General features: G+C 64.1%; 15 protein-coding genes and 1 pseudogene. 8 read left to right on the forward strand and 8 right to left on the reverse strand.

Annotated features, from left to right (window positions below):
- Nucleotides 1-215: 215 nt before the first annotated feature.
- Nucleotides 216-1475 carry an ABC transporter substrate-binding protein gene (locus tag X756_RS153405; RefSeq protein ID WP_023668844.1) on the reverse strand — a complete coding sequence of 420 codons (1260 nt, stop codon included), beginning with the start codon at nucleotides 1473-1475 and terminating at the stop codon, nucleotides 216-218.
- 1 nt (nucleotide 1476) lies between these two features.
- Nucleotides 1477-2433: an N-acetylmuramic acid 6-phosphate etherase gene (locus X756_RS153400; RefSeq protein WP_023729668.1), complete on the reverse strand. Its 957-nt coding sequence runs from the start codon at nucleotides 2431-2433 to the stop codon at nucleotides 1477-1479.
- 199 nt (nucleotides 2434-2632) lie between these two features.
- Between X756_RS153400 and X756_RS153395 the strand changes: the two genes are divergently transcribed.
- The 6 genes and pseudogenes from X756_RS153395 to X756_RS153375 all read left to right on the forward strand — a co-directional run bounded on the left by X756_RS153395 (nucleotide 2633) and on the right by X756_RS153375 (nucleotide 9745).
- Nucleotides 2633-3511: an N-acetylglucosamine kinase gene (locus X756_RS153395; protein ID WP_023668846.1), complete on the forward strand. Its 879-nt coding sequence runs from the start codon at nucleotides 2633-2635 to the stop codon at nucleotides 3509-3511.
- On the forward strand, nucleotides 3508-4290 hold the full coding sequence (locus X756_RS153390) for a GntR family transcriptional regulator (protein ID WP_023668847.1): 783 nt from the start codon (nucleotides 3508-3510) through the stop codon (nucleotides 4288-4290). The genes X756_RS153395 and X756_RS153390 overlap by 4 nt, the downstream gene beginning before the upstream one ends.
- On the forward strand, nucleotides 4287-5318 hold the full coding sequence (locus X756_RS153385; protein ID WP_023703601.1) for an SIS domain-containing protein: 1032 nt from the start codon (nucleotides 4287-4289) through the stop codon (nucleotides 5316-5318). The genes X756_RS153390 and X756_RS153385 overlap by 4 nt, the downstream gene beginning before the upstream one ends.
- Nucleotides 5315-6490: an N-acetylglucosamine-6-phosphate deacetylase gene (gene nagA, locus X756_RS153380; RefSeq protein WP_023729669.1), complete on the forward strand. Its 1176-nt coding sequence runs from the start codon at nucleotides 5315-5317 to the stop codon at nucleotides 6488-6490. The genes X756_RS153385 and nagA overlap by 4 nt, the downstream gene beginning before the upstream one ends.
- Nucleotides 6491-6499: 9 nt before the next feature.
- Nucleotides 6500-7619, forward strand: a pseudogene (locus tag X756_RS01000000165420) (NAD(P)/FAD-dependent oxidoreductase).
- Nucleotides 7620-7690: 71 nt separating this feature from the next.
- Nucleotides 7691-9745: an ABC transporter ATP-binding protein/permease gene (locus X756_RS153375; protein WP_023729670.1), complete on the forward strand. Its 2055-nt coding sequence runs from the start codon at nucleotides 7691-7693 to the stop codon at nucleotides 9743-9745.
- A gap of 74 nt (nucleotides 9746-9819) precedes the next feature.
- Here X756_RS153375 and X756_RS0134160 read toward each other — a convergent pair whose 3' ends face one another.
- The 5 genes from X756_RS0134160 to X756_RS153355 all read right to left on the reverse strand — a co-directional run bounded on the left by X756_RS0134160 (nucleotide 9820) and on the right by X756_RS153355 (nucleotide 19915).
- Complete coding sequence (locus X756_RS0134160; protein ID WP_031238356.1) at nucleotides 9820-11331, reverse strand: malonyl-CoA synthase; 1512 nt, start codon at nucleotides 11329-11331, stop codon at nucleotides 9820-9822.
- A 230-nt stretch (nucleotides 11332-11561) separates the two neighbouring features.
- Nucleotides 11562-12299, reverse strand: a complete 738-nt coding sequence (locus X756_RS153370) for a GntR family transcriptional regulator (protein WP_023694237.1) — start codon at nucleotides 12297-12299, stop codon at nucleotides 11562-11564.
- Nucleotides 12300-12792: 493 nt separating this feature from the next.
- Nucleotides 12793-13470: a ribulose-phosphate 3-epimerase gene (rpe, locus tag X756_RS153365; RefSeq protein WP_023729671.1), complete on the reverse strand. Its 678-nt coding sequence runs from the start codon at nucleotides 13468-13470 to the stop codon at nucleotides 12793-12795.
- A 303-nt stretch (nucleotides 13471-13773) separates the two neighbouring features.
- A complete protein-coding gene (locus tag X756_RS153360) occupies nucleotides 13774-17631 on the reverse strand; it encodes a hypothetical protein (RefSeq protein WP_023729672.1) in 3858 nt (1285 codons plus the stop codon).
- A gap of 10 nt (nucleotides 17632-17641) precedes the next feature.
- Nucleotides 17642-19915 carry a hypothetical protein gene (locus X756_RS153355; RefSeq protein ID WP_031238358.1) on the reverse strand — a complete coding sequence of 758 codons (2274 nt, stop codon included), beginning with the start codon at nucleotides 19913-19915 and terminating at the stop codon, nucleotides 17642-17644.
- Nucleotides 19916-20117: 202 nt separating this feature from the next.
- On the opposite strand from X756_RS153355, the gene X756_RS153350 reads away from it, so the two are divergent.
- Together X756_RS153350 and X756_RS153345 are read left to right on the forward strand one after the other, a co-directional pair.
- Entirely contained in the window at nucleotides 20118-21710 is a 1593-nt protein-coding gene (locus tag X756_RS153350; RefSeq protein WP_023729674.1) for an ABC transporter substrate-binding protein, read from the forward strand.
- Between the two features lie 6 nt (nucleotides 21711-21716).
- Nucleotides 21717-22580, forward strand: a complete 864-nt coding sequence (locus tag X756_RS153345; RefSeq protein ID WP_031238360.1) for a hypothetical protein — start codon at nucleotides 21717-21719, stop codon at nucleotides 22578-22580.
- A 6-nt stretch (nucleotides 22581-22586) separates the two neighbouring features.
- Here X756_RS153345 and X756_RS153340 read toward each other — a convergent pair whose 3' ends face one another.
- Nucleotides 22587-23522 carry an alpha/beta hydrolase gene (locus tag X756_RS153340; RefSeq protein WP_023668857.1) on the reverse strand — a complete coding sequence of 312 codons (936 nt, stop codon included), beginning with the start codon at nucleotides 23520-23522 and terminating at the stop codon, nucleotides 22587-22589.
- Nucleotides 23523-23524: the final 2 nt, after the last annotated feature.

A 23524-nucleotide genomic window follows, 5' to 3' on the forward strand; every position in this document is an offset into this window, starting at 1 on the left:
CAATGCCTTCGACGGCAGCGCTGCCCCCTCACCCTTACCCTCTCCCCGTGAAGGACGGGGAGAGGGGGCGCCTGCGTTTCGGCTGATCCTTCTCCCCGTCACTATACGGGGAGAAGGTGCCGGCAGGCGGATGAGGGGCGGCGCCGTCGTTCGCAGTCGATGATGCTTTCGAAAAACGCAGGGCCGTCCACTTGGGGCCCTGTCTGTCTCTGAGCTTACTTGCCCGGCTTGTACCAGCTGTCGAGGCCGTCCTGCAGCTTCTTGGCGGCAGCTTCCGGCGTGTCGGTGCCGTTGATGACGTTGGCCGATTCAACCCAGGTTTCGTTCTCGAGGTTCGGCGTGCCGCGCGACAGGATCTGGTAGGTCGAGCGGATCGTCGACTTGCACTTGTCGCGCCAGGAGACGAATTCCTGCGCCAGCGGGTCTTCCATCTTCACCGGGGTGGAATTTAGGCTGAAGAAGCCCGGCAGTGCGTTGGCGTAGATGGTGGCGAAGTCCGGCGAGGCGACCCAGGACAGAAAGGTCTTGGCCGCGTCGGCATTCTTCGACGCCGCATTCAGGCCCATGCCGATATCGGTATGGTCGGAGATGTAGCAGGTGTCGCCGGCCTTCTCGACCGGCGGCGGGAAGGCGCCCATCTTGAACTGCGCCTGGGTGTTGAACAGGCCGATCTCCCACGATCCCGCCGGGTAGATGGCGGCGCGGCCAAGCGTGAACAGGTTCTGGCTGTCCGGATAGGTCTGGGCCTCGAAGCCGTCGCCGAGATAAGGCTTCCACTTGGCCAGTTCCTCATAGGGAGCAACCCAGTCCTTGTCGGTCAGCTTCTGGTCGCCCTTGATCAGCGCTGCGCGGCCCTCTTCGCCCTTCCAGTAGTTCGGACCGATGTTCTGATAGCCCATGGTCGCGGCTTCCCAGAGGTCCTTGGTGCCCATGGCCATCGGGATGTAGGTGCCGTCGGCCTTGATCTTGTCGAGCGCGGCGAAGAACTCGTCACGCGTCGTCGGCACCTTGAGGCCGAGCTTGTCGAAGGCGTCCTTGTTGTAGATGAAGCCGTGAATGACCGAGGCCATCGGCACGCAGAAGCTCGCCTTGCCGTCGTCGGTCTGCCAGGCGGCCTTGGCAACGGGCGAAAAGTTTTCCATGCCGGGCAGCGCCGACAGGTCGGCAAGGTTGCCCTTCTTGAACAGTTCGAGCGACTTGTCGAACGGGCGGCAGGTGATCAGGTCGCCAGCCGAGCCGGCGGCGAGCTTGGCGCCGAGTGCGGCGTCATACTCGGTCGGCGCCGACGGTGCGAACACCACTTTGATGCCCGGGTTCTTGGCCTCAAAGGCCGGGATCAGCTTGTCCTTCCAGATGGCAAGGTCGTCGCCGCGCCAGCTTTCGATATTGAGCGTTACGTCATCGGCGTGAGCCAACCCGGCGGTGCCGAGAATGCTGGTGCCGAGAAGCAGTGCCGTCAGTAATTTCGTTGTCATGCTAGTCTCCCTGTTGACCTTTTTCAGGTTCGGTTTTGAGAACAGGGGCCTTCACGCCCTTGTTCCCCTCGATCGCGGAAAGGGCTGGCCGCAGCTTCTGGCCGGTCCCTTCCAGTATCTTCTCGGCCGCAACGGCGTTGGCAGCGCCGGCGGCGAGCAGAATGGCTGTCTTGACGACGCCGCCGCTCGCTTCGAGCAGCCGCACGGCGTCTTGCCGGTCGCGGCCGCTGATAGCGGCGACGATGCGAGCCGCGCGGTCGCGCAGCTTGATGTTGTCGGCGGTGAGATTGACCATGTAGCCGTCATGGACATGGCCGAGATGAATGGCGGTAAGCGTCGACAGCATGTTGAGCGCGATCTTCTGGGCAGTGCCGGCGCCCATGCGCGTCGAGCCGGCAATCACCTCCGGTGGCGTCTCGAGCAGGATGGCGACGTCGGCCAGCCTGAGCAGGGGCGTGTCCTTGTTGTTGGCAATGGCGATGGTTGCCGCGCCCCGGCTGCGCGCATCCTTCAGCGCCTGCACCGCATAAGGCGTCGAGCCGCTGGCCGAAATGGCGATCAGGCAGTCGCCCTTGCCGATGCCGGCGCCGGCAATTGCCGTCGAGGCTTCGTCGGTGTCGTCTTCCGGTCCGCCGGCCAGGGTCTTGAAAGCGTCGTCGCCACCGGCGATGAGGATGGCGATGCGTTCGCGCTTGATGCCGAAGGTGCCGGGCAACTCCAGCGCGTCGGCCAGCGCCATCAGGCCGGAGCTGCCGGCCGCAGCATAGGCGAGCTTGCCGCCGCCGTTCAGCCGCCCGGCGATGATTTCGGCTGCGGCGGCGATGGCGGGAATGGCGTCGCGCACAGCCTTGGCGGCCTCGATCTGCGCATTGACCAAAGAAGAAAGGATGGCGTCCGGGGCCTGGATGTCCAGTCCCTCGGCATTGCTGTGAAGCGCTTCGGTGCGCGGTTCGGTCATCCCTGTCCCTCCGATGGAAGAACAATACCAAAAAAATACCACTTGTCCACACGCATTAACGAAATTGCGAACTGGAAATCGTTGAGCCGGCAAAATTCCCGGGTTTTTCAACCTGATGCGCCTTAATCTTTTTGAAACGGAAATTAATCCCTTGGCTATTGGTATTTTATTGGTATTATCCGCCCGGAGGAGACATCGCGTGAAATTCGTGCTCGGTATCGACGGCGGCGGCACCAGCTGCAGGGCAGCCCTTGCGACAGGCGATGGCGTTGTCATTGGCCGTGCCAAAAGCGGCGCCGCCAACATCCGCACCGATCTCACCGGCGCTCGCACCCACATCGTCGAGGCTGCTCGCCAGGCCTTCATCGCCGCCGGGCAAGATCCGGACCTGATCCCGCAGACACCAGCCATTCTCGGCCTTGCCGGCGCCAATGTCGGCACCTATCGCCAGCAGCTTGAAGCGATCCTGCCGTTCAGCATCAGCCGCGTCGAGACGGACGCCGAGATCGCGCTCGAAGGGGCAGTCGGCTCTGGTGACGGCGCCATGGCCATCCTCGGCACCGGCACCGCCTATATGGCGCGCAAGGGCGGCACGTCGCGCGCCATCGGCGGCTGGGGCTTTCAGGTCGGTGATCAAGGCAGCGGCGCCCGGATCGGCCGCGACCTGCTGGAGCAGACGCTGCTCGCCCATGACGGCGTCCGGCCGCGCTCAGCCCTGACCGACAGCATGATGGCCATTTTCCGCAACAATCCCGAAGACGTGGTCGAGTTCACCACCAATGCCAAGCCCGGCGATTTCGGCGGCTTCGCGCCCAAGGTTTTCGAGCATGCCGAGAAGGGCGACAGCGTCGCCAACTGGATCGTGGACAAGTCGGTTGCCGATGTCGAGGCGTCGCTCCACGCGCTCGACCTCTCTGATGACGCCCCGCTCTGCCTGCTCGGCGGGCTGGCGCCGCTCTATGGGCCGCGCCTTTCCCAGCGCTACCAGGCGCTGCTGAAAGCGCCGCTCGACGATGCCCTGGGCGGCGCCGTGCAGATGGCGGCCCGCATCTTCGTCAAAGCGGAGGCGACGCGATGAGCGATGCCGCCGACCAGATCTTCGCCACGCTGAGGCAGTCGTCGCAGAGCGGCGCCCCGCTCTACCTGCAGCTCAGGAAAAGCATCGAGGACGCCGTCAATCGCGGCCTGATCGGGCCGGGCGATGCGCTGCCTTCCGAGCGCGACATCGCCACCAAGGCCGACATTTCGCGCGTCACCGTCCGCAAGGCGGTGCAGGATCTGGTCAAGGGCGGCATCCTCGTGCAGCGCCACGGCTCCGGCACCTTCGTGGCGCCGCGCATGGAGCGCGTCGAGCAGTCGCTGTCCAGGCTCACTTCATTCACCGAGGACATGGCAAGGCGCGGCATGGCGGTGCGTTCAGCCTGGCTCGACCGCGACCTCTACCCGCCCTCGCCCGACGAGATGATGGTGCTCGGCCTGTCCTCGAACGAGCTGGTGGCGCGCGTGGCGCGCCTGCGCATCGCAAACGACACGCCGCTGGCCATCGAGCGCGCCTCGTTGTCGGCCAGCGTGCTGCCGGATCCGGCCGGGATAGGCTCGTCACTCTATGCGGCGCTGCAACTGACCGGCAACCGGCCGGTGCGGGCGGTGCAGCGCATTTCCGCCGCCAATCTCGGCGACGCCGATGCGCGTCTGCTCGAAGTGCCATCCGGCATTGCCGGCCTGCACATCGAACGCATTTCCTATCTCGCGAGCGGCAAGGTGATCGAGTTCACCCGCTCCATCTACCGCGGCGACGCCTATGATTTCGTCGCCGAACTGCGCCTGACAGGGCCGAGCGAAGAGGGCCGACCATGATCCCCAAGACCACCCATATGCGGCGCGAGATCGACGAAATTCCGCAAGCCGTCGCGCGTCTGCTCGATGGCTCGGCGGCGGTGCTGACCGAGGCCGGACGCGGCATTCGCGAGCGCGATCCGAGCTTCGTCGTTACCGTCGCGCGCGGTTCGTCCGACCATGCCGCCACCTTCATGAAATATGCCGTCGAACTGACCGCCGGCCTGGCCGTCGCTTCGGTCGGTCCATCGGTCGCCTCGATCTACGGCGCCAAGCTCAAGCTCGCCGGTTCGGCTTGCCTCGCCATCTCGCAATCCGGCAAGAGCCCTGACATCGTCGCCATGGCCGAGACGGCACGAGCCGGCGGTGCGCTCACCGTCGCCATCACCAACACCGCCGATTCGCCGCTGGCGCGGGCTTCGGATTTTGCCATCGACATTCTGGCCGGCCCCGAGCGCAGCGTCGCGGCGACCAAGACATTCGTCAATTCGGCGGTCGCCGGCCTGGCGCTGATGGCGCATTGCACCGGCGACGACAGACTGCTGGCCGCCCTTGCCCGCCTGCCCGAGCATTTCAGCAAGGCGATCGCCTGCGACTGGATGGCGCTGGCCGGCGCATTGGAGACGCCGCAATCGCTGTTCATCCTAGGACGTGGCCCGTCGGCGGCGATGGCCGACGAGGCGGCGCTGAAATTCAAAGAGACCTGCGGCATGCATGCAGAGGCCTATAGCGCCGCCGAAGTCATGCACGGCCCGCTGGCCCTGGTCGGGCCAGGCTTCCCGGTGCTGGCGCTCGCCGCCCGCGATGCCTCCGAGCCGTCCGTGGCAGAGGCTGCCGACAACCTTGCCGGCAAGGGTGCAGCCGTTTTTGTAACCTCGGACAAAGCCAAGAGCGCGGCGCGGCTGCCGCATGTCGCCACCGGTCATCCCTTGACCGACCCGCTGACGCTGATCGTCTCCTTCTACGGCTTCGTCGAAGCCTTCGCCCGCCATCGCGGCCTCGATCCGGATGTACCGCGCAATCTGCGCAAGGTGACGGAAACCGTATGAGCGACCGTTTTGCCCTGACTGGCGCCCGAATTTTCGATGGCGACGACTGGCATGACAACGCCGCCCTTGTCGTGCACGGCGATGTGGTCGAAGGCATTCATCCCGTCGGCGCCATTCCGTCGGGCGTTGCCCGCATCGACGCCGGGGGCGGCATGCTGGTGCCGGGTTTTGTCGACCTGCAGGTCAATGGCGGCGGCGGCGTCATGCTCAACGACCATCCCGATGTCGCCTCGCTGGCAACAATCTGCCGGGCGCATGCGCCGTTCGGCACGACCGCACTGCTGCCGACGCTGATCACAGATACGCCTGACATCACCGCCGCGGCCATTGCCGCCGGCACCGGGGCGGCACGGCAAAAACTGCCGGGATTTCTCGGCCTGCATCTCGAAGGGCCGCATCTCTCCGTCGCCCGCAAGGGCGCGCATGAACCGGCGCTGATCCGGCCGATGACGGATGCGGATGAAGCGGCGCTGGTCGCGGCACGCAAAAACCTGCCGGTGCTGCTGACGACGATAGCGCCTGAATCCGTCGAGCCTGCCCGCGTTGCGGCCTTGGCCAAGGCCGGTGTGATTGTCAGCCTCGGCCATTCCGACACCGGCTACGCCACGGCCAGAGCCTTTGCCGATGCCGGCGCCAGCGTGGTCACACATCTGTTCAACGCCATGAGCCAGATCGGCAACCGTGAGCCGGGGCTGGCGGGTGCGGCCATCGACATAGGCAGTCTGTCGGCCGGGATCATCGCCGACGGCATCCATGTCGATCCCGCCACCATGGCAATCGCGCTGCGCGCCAAGCAGGGGCCGGGCAGGATCGTGCTGGTCACCGACGCCATGGCGACGATCGGCACCGACATGACGTCGCTCACCCTCAACGGCCGCATCATCTATCGCAAGGATGGCAGTCTGCGGCTGGCCGACGGCACGCTGGCCGGCGCCGATCTCGATATGATCTCGGCCGTCCGCTACATGCACAGGATCGTCGGGCTGAACCTGTCGGAAGCGTTGCGCATGGCCTCGCTCTATCCGGCGCAGGCGGTCGGCCAGGCCCACCGGCTCGGCCGCTTCGCCAATGGCACGGCTGCCGATATCGTCGCTCTGTCGGACGCCCTCGACGTCAACGGCGTCTGGATCGGCGGCGACAAGGTTTTTGCAGGCGCGGACAGTCCGCGCTAAAGTCCACCCATGCATGATGTCGACTGCGTTGTCGCCGGAGCCGGTGTTGTCGGCCTCGCCATTGCCCGCGCGCTGGCGCTGTCGGGCCGCGAGGTGCTGGTGGTCGAGAAGGCCGCAGCCATCGGCACCGGCACCAGTTCGCGCAATTCGGAAGTCATCCATGCCGGGCTTCATTATACGCCGGGCAGCCTGAAGGCCCGTCTCTGCGTCAACGGCCGCGAGCGTCTCTATGCCTATTGCCGCGAGCACGACGTCGCCCATCATCGCACCGGCAAACTGATCGTTGCCGTCGAACCCGACCAGTTGGACAAACTGCAGGCGATCCAGATCAACGCGGCGCAATGCGGAGTCGGTGACCTCAAGCTTTTGACGCGCGCAGAGGCCGAAAGCCTGGAACCGGCGCTGAGCTGCGCCGGCGCGCTGCTGTCGCCGTCGACCGGCATCGTCGACAGCCAGGCGCTGATGCTGTCATTGCGTGGAGACGCGGAAGCGGCCGGCGCATCTTTCGCCTTGCTCACCGTTGTCTCAGGCGCGAGCATCGAAGCCGACGGCATCCGGATCGACACGCGCGACGCCGATGGCGAGGGTTTCACCTTGAAGACCGGCGCCTTCATCAACGCCGCCGGCCTCGACGCGCAGGCGCTCGCCGGCCGCATCGAAGGCCTCCCGCAAGACCGTGTTCCGCCGCTGTGGCTGGCGCGCGGCAATTATTTCGCGCTTTCCGGCCGCTCGCCCTTTTCGCGGCTGATCTATCCGGTGCCGGTCCATGGCGGCCTCGGCGTGCATCTGACCCTCGACATGTCGGGGAGCGCGCGCTTTGGCCCGGATGTCGAATGGATCGATCGCGTCGACTATACCGTCGATCCCGCACGAGGCGCTGCCTTCTACGACGAAATCAGGCGCTACTGGTCCGGCCTGGCGGACGGCGCCCTGCAACCGGCCTATGCCGGCGTCAGGCCGAAACTGTCCGGTCCGGGCCAGCCGGCCGCCGACTTCGTCATCCAGGGACCGGCTGACCACGGGGGCGGTCAGATCGTCAATCTGTTCGGCATCGAGNATCGAGAGCCCTGGCCTTACCGCCAGCCTCGCCATCGCAGAACATGTCGTTGGGCTTTTATATCCGCAATGACGGGCGTTCCTGAAACTTCGGGCAGGCGCATACCATGAAACCTTTTGATATGGAGGTCGTTGTCGGGGCATATGTCCGAGGCAAAACCCAAATCGAAACCGGCCGACGGTGTCGGAGCGCGCGATGTCACGAAGTCGCGTCGGGAAAAGCCGTCACGGCAAACGCGCGGAGATGGACCGCGCGAGGACACGCCGCGCGAGAAAAAAGCATCGGCCGCCGAAGCCACGTCCGAGCCCGTTGGCGAGGCTGCGCCGCCGCCGGATGCCGTCGAACCCGATCCCAAGCTGACGCCTGAGCAGGCCGAGCAGGCGCGCAAGAAATATCTGCTGCGGCGTTTCTGGATCAGCGGGCGCGGCTATTGGGGGAGGCATGGCGACAAGCTCGCCTGGCCTTTGACGATCGGAGTGCTGCTGCTGATCTGCATCAACATCGGTTTCCAGTATGGCATCAATGTCTGGAACCGCTCGATGTTCGATGCCCTCGAGCAGCGCAACGCCCGCACAGTCTATCTCCTCAGCGCCGTATTCGTGCCGCTGGTGATCTGCAGCGGCAGCCTTGTCGTCGCGCAGGTCTACCTGCGCATGACGATCCAGCGCCGCTGGCGTTCCTGGCTGACCACCGGGGTCGTCGCGCGCTGGCTGGCAAACGGCCGCTACTACCAGCTGAACCTCGTGGGCGGCGACCACCAGAACCCCGAGGCCCGCATGACCGAGGATCTGCGCATCGCCACCGAGTCGCCGGTCGATTTCACCGCCGGCGTCCTCAACGCGTTCCTGTCGGCCTCGACCTTTATCGTCGTGCTGTGGACCATCGGCGGCGCGCTCACCCTGCCGATCGGCGGCGAGAGCATCACCATTCCCGGCTTTCTGGTCATCACCGCGATCATCTATGCCGCCATCACCTCGACCTCGATGGTGGTCATCGGCCGCGATTTCGTCCAGCTCTCCGAGCGGAAGAACCAGGCGGAGGCCGAACTGCGTTACACGCTGACGCGCGTGCGCGAAAACGGCGAGAGCATCGCCTTGCTGGGAGGCGAGGACGAGGAGCGCAGCGGCATCGACAGAAATTTCGGCCACGTGCTGAGGCAATGGGCTCTGCTGACCGGACAGCACATGCGCACGGCGGCGGTGTCGCAGGGATCGAGCCTGTTTGCGCCGGTCGTGCCGATCCTTTTGTGCGCGCCAAAATTCCTCGAAGGCTCGATGACGCTTGGCGAGGTGATGCAGGCGGCGTCTGCCTTTGGCATCGTGCAAGGCGCGTTCGGCTGGCTGGTCGACAACTATCCGCGCCTTGCCGACTGGAACGCCTCCGCGCGGCGCATTGCCTCGCTGATGATGTCGCTAGACGGGCTCGAGCGCGCCGAGCAGAGCGATGCGCTCGGACGCATCAACCGAGGCGAAGCCGAAGACGGCGCCATCCTCAGCCTCGACAATCTTTCCGTGACACTCGACGACGGCACCTCCGTGGTCAAGGAAACCGAGGTCGTGATCGAGCCGGGCGAGCGGGTGCTGGTTTCAGGCGAATCCGGTTCAGGCAAGTCGACGCTGGTGCGGGCCGTCGCGGGCCTGTGGCCATGGGGCGGCGGCAGCGTCAATTTCCACACCGACAGGCGCCTGTTCATGCTGCCGCAACGCCCCTACATCCCTTCCGGAACGCTTCGCCGCGCGGTCGCCTATCCCGCGGCGGCGGACAAGTGGACCATCAAGCAAATCAAGGCTGCCCTCGACAAGGTGGGGCTTGGCTATCTCACCGGCAGGATCAAGGAAGAGGCGCCATGGGACCAGACGCTGTCGGGCGGCGAAAAGCAACGCCTCGCCTTCGCGCGCCTGCTGCTGCATCGCCCCGATATCGTGGTGCTGGATGAAGCGACTTCGGCGCTCGACGAGAAGAGCCAGGACACGATGATGTTGACGGTGATCCGCGAACTGCCTGACGTCACCATCATCAGCGTGGCGCATCGTGCGGAGCTCGAAGCCTTCCACAGCCGCAAGATCACCCTGGAGCGGCGGGAGGGCGGCGCCAAGCTCGTCAGCGACGTCGACCTCATCCCGCGCAAGCGCAAACGCAGCCTGCTGAACCGCGCTTTGTGGGGTTCCAGCACTCGGGTGAAAAAGCCGCGCAGGTAAAAGGCGCCACTGCCGAACCGCGAACAGAGATGTCCAGGCGAAGCGCTTGGGCAAATACATTAGCCGGCTATGGATTAGCCGTAGAGACCCTTGTAGGTCTCGCGCAGCAGGTTCTTCTGCACCTTGCCCATCGTGTTGCGCGGCAGCTCGTCGACGAAGATCACCTGCTTCGGGTGCTTGTATTTGGCCAGCTGGCCGGCAATGGCGCCAACGATCTCGGCCCCGGTGATCTGCGATGCCGGCGCCCGCACCACGACAGCGGTGACGCCTTCGCCGAAATCGGGATGGGCAATTCCGATGACGGCACTTTCCAAGACGCCGGCAACGGCGTCGATCTCGCTCTCGATCTCCTTGGGATAGATGTTGTAGCCGCCGGAGATAATGAGATCCTTGCCGCGGCCGACGATGTGGACGTAGCCGTCCGCGTCGATGATGCCGAGGTCGCCGGTGATGAAGAAGCCGTCCTTGCGAAACTCCGCCTTGGTTTTTTCCGGCATGCGCCAATAGCCGGAAAAGACATTCGGACCTTTGACCTCGATCATGCCGACTTCACCCTGGCCAAGCGCATCGCCGCTGTCAGGGTCGGCGATGCGCAGCGAAACGCCGGGCAGCGGGAAGCCGACCGTGCCGGCGCGACGCTCCCCCTCATAGGGGTTCGACGTGTTCATGTTGGTCTCGGTCATACCGTAGCGCTCGAGAATGTCGTGGCCGGTGCGCTCGCGCCAGGCCTTGTGCGTTTCGGCGAGCAGCGGCGCCGAGCCGGAAACGAACAGGCGGATGTTCTTCGCCGCCTGGGCATCCAGCCCGTCCTGCTGCAGGAGCCTGGTATAGAAGGTCGGCACCCCCATCAGCACTGTCGCGCGGGGCAAGAGCGAGACGATGCGGCCGGCGTCGAATTTCTGCTCGAACAGCATCGAGGCGCCGGCCATCAGGGTGACGTTGGTGGCGACGAACAGGCCATGCGTGTGGAAGATCGGCAGGGCATGGATCAGCACGTCATCCCCGGTGAAACGCCATTGCTCGACCAGCACGCGCGCATTGGAGGCCAGGTTTTCGTGGCTGAGCATGGCGCCCTTGGAGCGTCCGGTGGTGCCCGATGTGTAAAGGATTGCGGCCAGATCGTCCGGCCCGCGCGCCACGGCGTCGAAATCCGTGGGCTGTTGCGCCGCCAGTTCGGTCAGCGAGCCCTCACCATTGCTGCCAAGCGTGAAGGTGGCAGCACCCGACGCCTGCGCCAACGGCGCGATAGCGCCGGCGCGGGCCGGGTCGCAGACGACCAGCCGCGGCTCGGCATCACCGAAGAAATAGCCGAGTTCGGCCAGCGTGTAGGCGGTGTTGAGAGGCAGGAAGACCGCGCCGGCGCGCAGGCAGGCGAGGTAAAGGAAAATGCATTCAGGGCTTTTTTCGACCTGCACGGCAACGCGGTCGCCCGGCTCGACGCCGAAATGCCTCAGCGCATGTGCCAGCTGTGCCGATTGCGCCAGCATGTCGCCATAGGCGATCGCGCGTCCGTCATCGGTCGCGATCAGGATGCGCTCGGAGGCTGAAATCCGGCTGCGGAACGCGTCGAACAGGTGATTGGTCATGCGCATTCCCTAGAGATGATGCCGAAAAGTGTGAAGCGGTTTTCGGAGGACATCATGCTCTATCCCTTTGATTTAGAGCCGGATGGCTTTGGAACAAAGGAAACGATTTCGCCTCCGTCCGGCAAAAACGTGAAATCGGGTTTGCCGCCGATCAGATGAAGTCAAGCGGACTTGGATAACGGGCGATTTTGGATAGCGGGCGGATTTTGGATAGCGGACCGGAAGCGCTTCTATCTGCGGCTGCGCAGCGCCTTGGTGGCGCTCACGCGTGGATCGCCGCTGTCGTTGAAGCGCTCCATGCACATGGCTGCCGTCAGACGGTAGTGGTTGAGGAGGGCTTCAACGGCGCCGTCGGCATCGCCATCCACCGTGCGCTCCGCAATCAGCCGATGTTCACTGATTTCGTCGCGCTCGCTGCCGTCCTGGGAGATCAGCCGGTAACGGGAGGCCTGATCCGAAAGCTGGTCGCAAAAGCCGGTCAGCCAATGCGATCGGCAGCCTGCGATCAGTGCCCTATGGAAGGCGCGGTGCAGCTTTTCCCATTCCGGATTGTTCGAGGACGGGTCCTCCGGCAAGCGGCGCGGGGCACGCGCCAGGCGATGCAAGGCCAGCACGAGCTGCTCTTCCCATTCGCCGGTGCGGTTGGCAATGGATTCACGCAGCGCCCGCTCTTCCAGCCAGCAGCGGGTGCGCGTCAATTCCTCAAGTTCCGGGGCACTGACCGGCATGATGAAAAAACCGCGCTGGTCGTGGCGGCCGAGCAGGCCTTCCGAAGCAAGTCGGTTGAGGGCCTCGCGAACCGGTGAGGCGCCGGCGCCGTAACGGGAAACCACCCATTCGACACGAAGCTTGCTTTCACTTTCAAACACGCCGCGCAGGAGATCGTCGCGAAGCTGTTGATAGACCGTACTAGCGAGTGTGCTCTTGGGTCCCGCGCCTTCGCTCACATCGGCAGATCCGTAGGTCAATATGACTCCTGTAGCTCTCCCATGCTCCGCTAGCCCGTTCGCGAAGCAAACGATTTCCCCTGTAAACTTACTGTAACTCCTAAGGCATCCGCCCCTCAAGCGAAAGATCACGATATTCGACTTAAAGAGGAAGGTTGACCGCATCTTATCCGCCGGAAGTAACTAAAATCGTGAAAAACTTGTTCTTCTGAAGAAAGTTTGTCTGCCAGCATGGCAGGTGCCCTCGAGAAACAGCTTCGAGATCCGAATACGGATAATTTTTTCTTAACGCGCGTCATGCCGCCGGATTGACCTCTCCCCGCATGCAGATCCCTTCGGCAGTTATCCACTAGATTTATGGGCCAAAACTAGTGCCGGATGCCGCGATCCTGTCGCTTGCCGCGATGCCCTTGCGGCTGCCACCCGTTGACGGCTTTTTGGGAGATCGAAGGATCAGGCAGGGAGATCAGGCCGAGGAGAACCGACCAGCCGGGAACTTGCCCTGGAACTGATGTCAGCCGGCAGCCCGGTCGGCCGCGGTTCGGATGGCTTCTATATTGGCCCGATAGGCTTCGACGCTGCCGCCCTTGAAGATGGCGGCGCCTGCCACCAGCACATCGGCGCCGGCTGATGTGACCAGGGGGGCGGTTTCCGGCGACACGCCGCCGTCGATCTCGATGCGAATCGGCCGGTTGCCGATCAGCGCTTTCACCCGCTTGACCTTGTCGACCATGGCCGGGATGAAGGCCTGGCCGCCGAAACCCGGATTGACGGTCATGATCAGGATCAGGTCGAGCCGGTCGAGCACATATTCGATCGCACTTTCCGGCGTCGCCGGATTGAGCGATACGCCGGCCTTCTTGCCGAGACCCTTGATGGTCTGAAGCGAGCGGTCGAGATGCGGTCCGGCCTCGGCATGCACGGTCATGCCGTCGCAGCCGGCATCGGCAAAGGCGGCCAGATAAGGATCGGCCGGCGCAATCATCAAATGGCAGTCGAAAAAGGCCTTGGTGCGGTTGCGGATGGCCTTGATCACCGGCGGGCCGAAGGTGATGTTGGGCACGAAATGCCCGTCCATCACGTCGAGATGGATCCAGTCGGCGCCGGCCGCGGTCACCGCCTCGACCTCGTCGCCGAGCTTCGAGAAATTCGACGCCAGCACCGATGGCGCGATCAGGGTCTTCCTGCTCATGATGCGGCCCCTTTGGGCGCCCTGTTTGCGGGCGCGGCCTTGACGACTGCTAGAGCAATTCCAGGAAAAGTGGGAACGGCTTTCCGTCCGGAATTGCGTGAAAACAAAGAGATAGAGCGGTTCGGCGTTTCCACGAAACGATGAACTGCTCTAGACTATGATCCCGGAAAGGGAAAGTCGGTATTTGCTGCGCCCGGCAGCGGGTTCGGCGAATACCTGGCCGCCTGATCGCCGCAGCGCGCCCAAGGAAAAAACCCGCCGAATCGCTCCGGCGGGGTTCTGAATTTTGACTCGTATCAGATCCTATGGCTTGAAGTTGGCCGCCGGATCCCTTTGCGGCTGTACCTGCGTCTGCGGCGTGCGCTTCGGTATGAACTGCTGAAGGACACCTGGATTGAGCAACAGGGTCGGGTCGAGCGACGGCTGCTGCCGGATGGCTCTGCAGTTCGGGAACCGACCAACGGTGCCTTCGGGGCAGCGCCGCCTGATGATCGGCACGCACTGGCCGCCGACCATCTGCGAGCCCGGGGCGCAGTCTCCCACCTGCGGCCTCGGCTTGCGGCATGCGCCGTCGATCACCTGGGTGCCGCGCGGGCAAACACACTCGCCGCGCTTGTTGTGCACCTGGCCGCGTATGTCGCACTGTTCCAGCACAGGCTTCTTCTGCCGGCAGGCATTGCCTTGCACCTCGGTACCCCGCGGGCAGACACAATTGCCGTTGGCGTCGTGGACCTGGCCGCGGATCGAGCACTGCTCGGGCTTCGGCCGGATCGGCCGGCAGACCTTGCCCCTGACTTCTGTGCCGTCCGGGCAGACGCAATCGCCGTTGGCGTTTTGGATCTGACCACGGATCGAGCATTGTTCAGGCTTTGGCCGGATCGGCCGGCAGGCTCCATTGCGCACCTCTGTCCCACGCGGGCAGACACAATCGCCATCGGCGTCATGAACCTGGCCGCGTATGCCGCACTCCTGAGGCTTCTGCTTGTCGCGCACGCAGGCGTTTGCCTGTCGGTCGAGATGCGTACCTTCCGGGCAGTAGCAGCCATTGCCGTCCGACGTCGGGACCGAACCGGGGATGGTGCAGCCAGGCTTGTCGGTCTTGACGCAAGCGCCGTTCTCAAGCTCGGTTCCGCGCGGGCAGACACAGCGTCCATCCTCGGTGCGGATCTGGCCCTTGAGCAGCACGCAGGGCCTCGGATCCTTCGGCTGGATGATGACGCCGCCGTCGGGCGAGCACTGGCCGTTGCGGAACGTCGTGCCTTCCGGACACACGCACCGGCCGGCATCGTTCATGACGAAGCCTGGCGAGCATTCCTTCTTCACCTCGCGCTTGATGGTGAACGGATGGCAGGCATAGGCCTTGCCGCGATCGCCCTGGACGTTGGTCAGGTCGCCGGGCAGTACGTCGCCGCCGCCTTGCACCCTGGTGTCGGGAGACAAGACGCCGACGCAGTTCTGGCCGCTGACGTTGCCCCGCAGATTGACCAAGGGAGCGTCGGGAAGGACCACGGTGACCTTGTGCACATGGCTTTCCCCGGCGCCGAGCGTCAGGTTGGCAATGCAGGTCAACGGCAAGGTCGTCGGTTCGGGCGAGCAGCCGAAGGGCGGTTCGATCGAGGTGATCGCGACGCCTTGCAGCCGCCCCAGCCCGTCCACCCCGATCGCATCGCCGATGCGGACCGGACCGGAGAAGGCGGTCTGGCCATCATTGGTGATGGTGATCTCGAACGAGCAGGGTTGCCCCGGCTGGCACTCGGCATCGCCGGTCTTCTTGACGCTAATGGTGGACGTGCCGCCGCCCTTGGCGCAGGCCTGGCCGATCGGGTAGACGACGTCGTCTCCAGGGGCCGGGCCGTATGAGCCGCGTGCGCAGTTCTCGAACGCGCCATTGGCCAAGACCGTCACGTCGAAGTGCCTGGAGGTTCCGGGCGTCATCGCGGCGCCGGGTATCTGGCATGACAGCGCATTGGCCGGAACCGCTCCGCAGGCCCATTCCGCACCGTCGGGTGTGACGGTCTGGATCTGGACCGGCGCGCCACCCGATATCAGCGTGGCAGCATCGTTGACCCGCACCGGACCGGTGGGGGCAGAGGTGCCAAGGCTGATGACGGTGATGCGGCAGGAAACCACCGCCGCACCGGCGAGCGAGCCATTGCAGACCTTGGTGATGCGTAGGGTCGGCTTGCCGCCATTGGGATGACGGAAGCGTTCCTTGGCGCAGGCCTTGTTGTTGGTGAGGTCGACCTCACCGGGGACGGGCTTCAGCGCCGCGCAGTTCTCGACCGAATCCGACTGGTAGCCGGCCGGCATGACCGCCCTGACGACGATCGGCGTCGATGCGCCCGGCATCAGCACGATGCCGGCATTGTCGCAGCGGAACTGGCCGGGACCGTTCGGTCCGCATGTCCAGGGCGGAGACGGGCCGAAGGTCGAAGAGGCCGGCGCGCCGCCCGGGTAATTGTCGACAACCGTCAACGGCCCATTATAGGGGACGCTGCCATTGTTGATGATGTCGATCACGAAGTAGCAGATGCCGTCGGGCGTGCAGACCGGGATGCGGGCACGCTTCTTCAGGATCAAGTCGACCTTCTTGTCGACCGGGGGCCGGCAATCGCGGTCGCGGTCGCCACGCCGGCAGATCGGGATTGAGGCACAGCCGCGATCGTTCTGCTGGCTGCCGAACAGCGGCTTGCCGCTGGCGCCGTAATTATAGGTGGCGCAGTTGCGCAACGCGCTGCCTTGCCAACCACCCGCCGGCTTGAAGCCGAGCTTGAGGTTGATGGAGGCCCCCGGATTGAGCGTGGTCACCGGATAGGTGCACGTCATCGGGGTCACGCCGGGCATGCATACCCAGGGCGGGTTGGGCCCTGAATCCAGAGTCGAGCCGGCCGGCAGCGTCACCTCGTCGAGCACGATCTTGCCGTGATACGGCCCGTCGCCGACATTGGTGACCTTGATGGTGAAGTCGCAGCCGCCGCCCATCGTGCAACGCGTCACGTCGGCGCGTTTCTCGACCTTGAGGTCCGGTTCCTTGTCCTTGGGGGGACATCTCAAGTCACGCGGGATGACGATGTCGATGGTCTGCGTGCAGCATAGTCCCCAACCCTCCTTCGGGCCGGCATAGGTCTCGATGCCGGTGACGATGAGGTGGATGACGTCGCCGGGCGATGCACCGACGATCTTCCAGTTCAGCACACCGCCGCCCGCCGGCACCAATTGCGTGTCGGGGATGATGGTGATGCCTGGGGTCGTCGTCGATACCTGCACCCATTTGCCGCCCATCTCCGGGCCGACAGGCATGTGGTAGATGAACGCGCCGCCGCCTTGCACGCAATCGACCGTGCCGCGCTCCACCTTGAAACATTCCCGGTCGGGAGGCGGAGGCCGCTTGTCACAGTTGGTGAGGTCGATCTTGATCGAGGTCTTGGCCCCGGTCTTGTAGTCGCCGTCGTCGGGCTTGCCCGGATCCTGCGACGGGATGATGGCCCCCGTGCCGACGCCCGGCGTCACCTTGATCATGCCCTGGTTGTCGACGATGGTCGGCGAAGGAAACGCCGCATGGTCGATCTTGGCGGTGATCTTGAAATTGATGACGCGTTCATTGCCAGCCCCAGCGCCGTCGAGATCGGTGGTGGAAATCCGGAAATCGGAAACCGTTGCCGTATCGTTCGGATTAGCCGAGGTGCTGATTGTCGCACCCGGCAGCGGTCCGCCAGACGCATCCGTGCCGTCGCCGGACACGTTGACGTTGACGATCGCAAGACCGTGCGGAAGCTGATCCTTGAAGTCGAGTTGGAGTTTCTTCAGCCTGGCCGAAAAGCTTGGGTCGGCAAAGCCTTGCGAGTCGCCGCGCAGGCCAAAGCTCAGGGAGTAGACGACGTAGTCGCAGCTCCTCTGTGTGCCTGTTTTGGTGAAGAACGGCACGATCCGTTCCGGCCTCGGATTGACGATTTTTGAATTGTCGAGGTCGAGCCGCAGTTCCGGAGTGATCGGGACTGCATCTTCGGCGTGGCTTGCCACAGGGGTGAACATGGCGACCGCGATACCGGCCGCCATCAGCCAGCGCGCGCCGCGCCTGGCATATGACAGGGGTTTCATGATGGTCTCCATGACGTTGGATTGACTGCTGTTCGCGGTCGGGGAAAGTGCGAGATTTTTCATCTTCCCCTCCTCAACGTTCGCAGCTGACGGCTGGGGTTCTGAGCGGCAAAGTCATCTTGCAGCAAGGGTAGTAGCCACCCTTGTCCTTGTCGGACTGCCTGTAGAAGCAAAGTCCAACATCGACTCTGTCGCCCGGAGAATGGCCGGTGATGTCGACCGTGTAAGGCTTGCCGGGAGCATGCGACTGGGGTGATGTCACCCCGACGCCTGGTGTCCTGGACTTTGTCTCACTGGAAGGCTGGACCTTGATCGAATCGCCGCCAAAGCCGGCATGGTCATGGAGATAGAGGTCGGCCTGGAGGCCGCGAGGCGTGCAGTAGAACTGAACATCCTCGACATCGATGCACGGAGGCAGATCGCCGGGCGGTGGGAAGTCCGGCGGATAGAACGGCGGCAGATAACCGCCGGGGATCTCTTCATAATAGCCGGCACGGCCTTCGCAGGGGTGCCAGACCTCGACGTCGCCGACGTGGCCTTCCACTTCCGGGTCTTCGAAATAGCCGTCGAAGTCGACGAACCACGAGCCGAAAGGCGGCACGTTGGCCGGCTTGACCAACGGCGTCGGCGTGATCTGCACGCCGTGCACGGCAAGCGGCCCGCCGGCGGCGAGCTGGTCGGCAAGTGTCGGGTTGTCGCGCAGCTTGTCGCCGGTGTTGACCAGCGTGTCGGTGCACACGCCGGTGTCGAGATTGCCGTCGGCGTCATAGCCATATTGCAGGTCGAGCCCACCGGCAGACTGCCGGTTTCCTTGCGGGAAGCCGACCGCATATTCCTGCGGCTCTTCCACCCAGACCGATTCCGTCGCCGGATCGTCCGGGTTTTCGCGCCAGTAGCGGATGACCTCGCCCTTGCCGGAATCGGCGAACTGGCTGTAATCGTAGCGATTCTCGACCGGGCCGCGCTGCGCCAGATACATGAAGCCCTGGTTGTCGAAGGCGATGTCGGTGACGGCGTAGTCCTTGTCGGCCTTGACCGTCAGCTCCCAGCGCGGATCACCGGCAAAGCTGCCATCGCGGGCAATGCCAACCGACCAGATCTCGGCCTTTTCGCCGACCGAATAATAGAGCCGGCCGCCATGATAGGCGACGGACCAGACGCGGCGTTCGTCCTGCGTGTAGCCCCATGTGTCGGGGTCTTCCGAGTCGAAGGCAGCACCCTGTATGTCCATCACCGCACCGTCATCGGCGACGGGAGCCAGCCCATGCGCCGGCCGCCCGGCAACGCCGTGATCGAATGTGTCGATCAGCGTGCCGTTGGCATCGAGGCGGTGGATGAGGCCGGTGCCGAGATCGCTGGCGAAGAACTCGCGGTGATTGCTGTCGAAGCTGATGTCGCCGATGCCGGAACCGCTGTTGGTGTCAATGTCGGCGAATTTGGAGACCGCGCCGGTGATGCCGTCGATCTTCCAGATCGTGCCCGGACCGCCACCGCTTTCGGTGCCGAACTGGCCGTCCATGAAGACGGCGCCTGCGGTTCCGCGGCGCTGTCGCTCGGGCCGACCGTCGGCATCTTCGTCCGGGGTGACGATACGGATGCCGTGCAGCGAGGTAGCGCCGGCATAGAGATTGGGGACGCCCGAGGGAACGCCGTCGCGCACACCGTCATCATAGGTGATGGCGAATACCTGGCCGATCTGTTCGGCCGTCACCTCGAAAGGCGGCGGCGTGTAGACGAGCTGGCCGGAAGCCGGTCCGCCGAGCGCCGAAACGTCGAAGACGCGCAAGGTGGCGCGCGTCGTGTCGATGAAGGTTTCGTCGACCGGGTCGACGCCGGGCGGCAGCCCCCCCCTTTCGGAATCGGCAGAGTCGAAATTGGGAATGACGGTGCCGGAAAATCCGGTGACCGCCATCGAGCCGGGATAGATGATCTGGGTTTCCTGCGCTTGGGCGGCTGTGCCCAACCAGAGCGCGGCGCTCAGCGCCAGGGCAAGCAAACCGCCGGCCAGATGGAGCGAACGGCGCAAACCGCCGCTTGGAGACGACATGGACGCGCCGCGATCGCAGGACATAAAACTCCCCCCGAAGTTTTCGGGAGGAACATCCGGTCCGGCCGCGCGAAACAGGGCAAGGCGCGGCGTTCCGGCACGTTCGTCCCTGATCGAATTGTCTGCTTTCCTCATCTTCACGATACGCCTGCTCCTGCGCAGGGTCAACGGAATCAGCCGAAAGCCCAGCACATCGACTCCATCCCGAAGGCGGTGGTCGCGCTGAGCTTGCGTTGGTCCCGGAGACCGTGGAGCCTCTGGGGTCCTGGTCATGGGGGCATCCTTTCCGGCCCGCACCATGCGGCGCCTGGTCGTCAGTCGCAGGCTGAAGCGGAAAGGTTCATGCAAAACGGCGGCCGGGTCTGTCCGCCATTTCACAGAGGCGCGGCTAATTCCTTGTGTCAACTCAAGGTGGAAAACAGTCTTGGCGCGCGAAAGACCGGCCGGCTTACTTACCGTCAGTGCCGGCTTCTGCTAGCGTCTTCCCAACCCTGGGGGGATCATGACACGCAGGCACTTCGTTCTGTTCCTGGCGGCGCTTTTTCCATGTGCGTTGCCGGTCCATCAATCCGTGGCCAAGACCTTGATCTACTGCACCGAGGTCAGTCCGGACACGTTTGATCCCGCACTCGCCTCCGGCGCCCGCGACGCCTCGGCCACCGCTCTCTACAACCGCATGGTCGAGTTCGAGCCCGGCACCACGAAGGTACGCCCCGGCCTTGCCGAAAGCTGGGAGATTTCCGACGACGGCCTCACCTACACATTCCACCTGCGGCACGGTGTGAAATTCCACAGCGTCGAGGGCTTTACGCCGAGCCGCGACTTCGACGCCGACGACGTGCTGTTCACCTTCGACCGTCAGGCCAACGCTCAGAATCCGTTCAACAATTATGCCAAACGCCAGTACATTTACTTCGACGGCATCGGCATGCCGGATCTTGTCGCCGGCTGGCGCAAGCTTGACGACCATACCGTCGTGATGACGCTGAAGGCGCCGCATTCGCCGATGCTTGCCGACCTGGCGATGGATTTCGCTTCGGTCGTTTCCAGGGAATATGCCGATAAGCTCGTCGCCGAGAAGCGGCTGCTCGACCTGGCGCTGAAGCCGGTCGGGACGGGTCCGTTCCAGCTTGTCGACTACCAGCAGGATGCGGTCATCCGTTACAAGGCCAATCCGGACTACTGGCGCGGCAAGCCGAAGATCGACGATCTCGTCTTCGCCATCACCGCCGATGCCAGCATTCGCATGGAAAAGCTGCGCGCCGGCGAATGCGACCTGATGCCCTATCCAAATCCGGCCGACCTGGAGGCGATCAAGGCGACACCCGGCATCAAGGTCATGCGGCAGGAGGGCCTCAATACAGGATACCTCGCCTTCAACACTTTGCAGAAGCCCTTCGACGATCCAAAGGTGAGGAAGGCGATCGCCATGGCCATCGACACCCAGGCGCTGGTCGACGTCGTGTTCCGCGGCACCGGTGAAGTCGCACGCAATCCGCTGCCGCCGACGTCCTGGGCCTATGACAAGACGAGCCCCGATCATGTCTTCGATCCCGCTGCCGGCAGGCAGGGGCTCGCCGATGCAGGCATCAAGGACCTGCACATGAAGATCTGGGCGATGCCGGTGCAGCGTCCGTACAACCCGAATGCGCAGCGCATGGCCGAAATGATCCAGTCCGACCTGGCAAAGATCGGTGTCACCGTGGAAGTCGTGACGTATGAGTGGACTGAATACCTTGCCCGCTCGAAGTCACGCGACCGCGACGGCGCCATGCTGTTCGGCTTCACCGGCGACAATGGCGACCCCGATAACTTCCTGTCGGTGCCGCTTGGCTGTGCCGGCGTCGGCACCACCAATCGTGCCAACTGGTGTTTTCCGGCCTTCGACGATCTGCTCAAGCAGGCAGCCGGGATCGTCGATCCCGCTGCCCGCGCAAAACTCTATTCGCAGGCGCAAACGATCTTCAGGGAGCAGATGCCGTGGGTCGCTATCGCCCACTCCGTGGTCTCGATCCCGATGCGCGAACAGGTGACGGGCTATGTCATGGACCCCTTTGATCACCACGATTTCTCGGGCGTCGATATCAAGGAATAGCGTTCGGTGTCTGCCGCAGATCTCGATGTCTATGTAGAGAGCCTGCGCAATTTCCGACTGGTGCGGAGCTATTGCATCGCGCAGTTACTGCCTTACCTGGAACAGGCTGGATTGAAAGTGCGCCTGCTCGACCGGCCGGCCGGCCGAGATCGGGCGCCGGTGGCCTTTCTGCATGTCGACCTGACAATCGTGCCGCCACCGTACCGCGGTCTCGGCCACCTCTACGACCGCACCATCAATGGCCGCGCGCTGTCCATCCACCGGCACCTTTATTCGACACTGAAGCTGGAGGCCGGCGACAGCCACAAGGGGCCGGTTGTCGTCAAGACGGTCCTCAACTCCAGGGGCCGACCAGAGCAGCGCTGGTGGCAGCATCGCAACGGCCTGACCAGGAGCGCGCATGCCATCCGCAAGCTCTTCGAACCCGGCTACAAGGACCGCCTGTGCCCGCCCTATAAGGTCTACCAGACGATCGGCGAGGTTCCGCGGGATGTATGGCGCAACAATCGCCTGATGGTGGAAAAGTTCGCTTTCGATACGCTCGACCTGCCCATCGTCAAGCACCGCTACATGTTCCTGCTCGGTGCCGAGGTCAACATGCGGCAGGTCTACGACGATGTGTTGTGCGCCGGCTCAAAAATCCTGAGCAATGAGGTGGGCGGCGCCGTGCCACCGGAAGTGCTGGCGGTGCGGCAGCGGCTCAACCTGGACTTCGGCGCCATCGACTATTTCATTGTCGATGGCAAAGGCGTTGTCGTGGATGCCAACAAGACCGTCGGCTCAAACCCTGAATGGCTGAAGAAAAACCGCTTTCGTCGGGAATTCAACGATCGCATGGCTGAGGAACTGATCGCCTTTGTCCGCGGTTGAGCCGGATCACCAGATCCAGTCGCCCTTGCCCAGCACCGACACCGCTTCGACGATACGGTTGAAGCTGGCGCGGGCCCGGCCGACCGTGTGCCTGGCCCGGAGATAGCCGTGCACCAGTCCCGGCTCCTCGAACCAGGCGGCATGGCCGCCGGCAGCGAGGACGCGATCGCGATAGGCCTCGCCGTCCGACGACAGCGGGTCGCATTGCGCGGTGATCAGCACTGTCGGTGGCAGGCCGATGAAATCTGCGTCGGCCAGTGGATACAAAGTGATGTCGCCGGTCCCATCGAGGCCGCCGGTGCGGACATCCCTGTAGAAGTCGAGATCGCGCACCGTCAGCATCGGCGCTTCCGCATGCGTCAAATAGGAGCCTTGCGAACGGTCGCCGCCGAGGCCGGGATAGATCAGCACCTGGCCGATCGACTTTTTGGCATGGCTGCGCGTCGCGTGGGCGAGAGCCGCGCAGAGATTGCCGCCGGCGCTGTCGCCGCAGAGCAAAATAGGGCAGTCGTAGTTTGAGGCCGCCCATTCGAAGGCATGCAGCGCATCGTCGAAGGCGGCCGGGTGCAGATGCTCCGGCGCCAGCCGGTAGTCGATGGAGACCACTTCGAAGCCGGTCCGGGCGCACAGCTCGGCGCAGACATCGTCATGGCTGTCCAGCCCACCGAGGATGAAGCCGCCGCCATGGATGTAAAGCACCATCGCGGCATGGCCCGGTGTCGTGCTGCGATAAATGCGGATCGGGATGTCGTGGGCGGCAATGATTGTCGTTTCCGCCGTCACGCCATCGGGATAGCCGGCAAAAAACTCGCGGCACATCCTGTCATAGATCGCACGCTGCTGGGCGATGGTGTAGTCGATCGTGTCGGGAGGATAGTAGGAGTTGGTCTTCTCGATGAAGGCCCAGGTCTCGGCGTCGATGAGGGTTTTGTAGTCGGTCATGC

This window comes from Mesorhizobium sp. LNJC405B00 (genome assembly GCF_000502615.1).
Classification (GTDB): domain Bacteria; phylum Pseudomonadota; class Alphaproteobacteria; order Rhizobiales; family Rhizobiaceae; genus Mesorhizobium.

Coding starts and splice junctions, on each gene's coding strand:
- rpe (WP_023729671.1), bottom strand. CDS start 13,470: ATGAGCAGGAAGACCCTGATCGCGCCATCGGTGCTGGCGTCGAATTTC.
- X756_RS153350 (WP_023729674.1), top strand. CDS start 20,118: ATGACACGCAGGCACTTCGTTCTGTTCCTGGCGGCGCTTTTTCCATGT.
- X756_RS153375 (WP_023729670.1), top strand. CDS start 7,691: ATGTCCGAGGCAAAACCCAAATCGAAACCGGCCGACGGTGTCGGAGCG.
- X756_RS153400 (WP_023729668.1), bottom strand. CDS start 2,433: ATGACCGAACCGCGCACCGAAGCGCTTCACAGCAATGCCGAGGGACTG.
- X756_RS153340 (WP_023668857.1), bottom strand. CDS start 23,522: ATGACCGACTACAAAACCCTCATCGACGCCGAGACCTGGGCCTTCATC.
- X756_RS153390 (WP_023668847.1), top strand. CDS start 3,508: ATGAGCGATGCCGCCGACCAGATCTTCGCCACGCTGAGGCAGTCGTCG.
- X756_RS153385 (WP_023703601.1), top strand. CDS start 4,287: ATGATCCCCAAGACCACCCATATGCGGCGCGAGATCGACGAAATTCCG.
- X756_RS153405 (WP_023668844.1), bottom strand. CDS start 1,475: ATGACAACGAAATTACTGACGGCACTGCTTCTCGGCACCAGCATTCTC.
- X756_RS153355 (WP_031238358.1), bottom strand. CDS start 19,915: ATGGTGCGGGCCGGAAAGGATGCCCCCATGACCAGGACCCCAGAGGCT.
- nagA (WP_023729669.1), top strand. CDS start 5,315: ATGAGCGACCGTTTTGCCCTGACTGGCGCCCGAATTTTCGATGGCGAC.
- X756_RS153360 (WP_023729672.1), bottom strand. CDS start 17,631: ATGAAAAATCTCGCACTTTCCCCGACCGCGAACAGCAGTCAATCCAAC.
- X756_RS0134160 (WP_031238356.1), bottom strand. CDS start 11,331: ATGACCAATCACCTGTTCGACGCGTTCCGCAGCCGGATTTCAGCCTCC.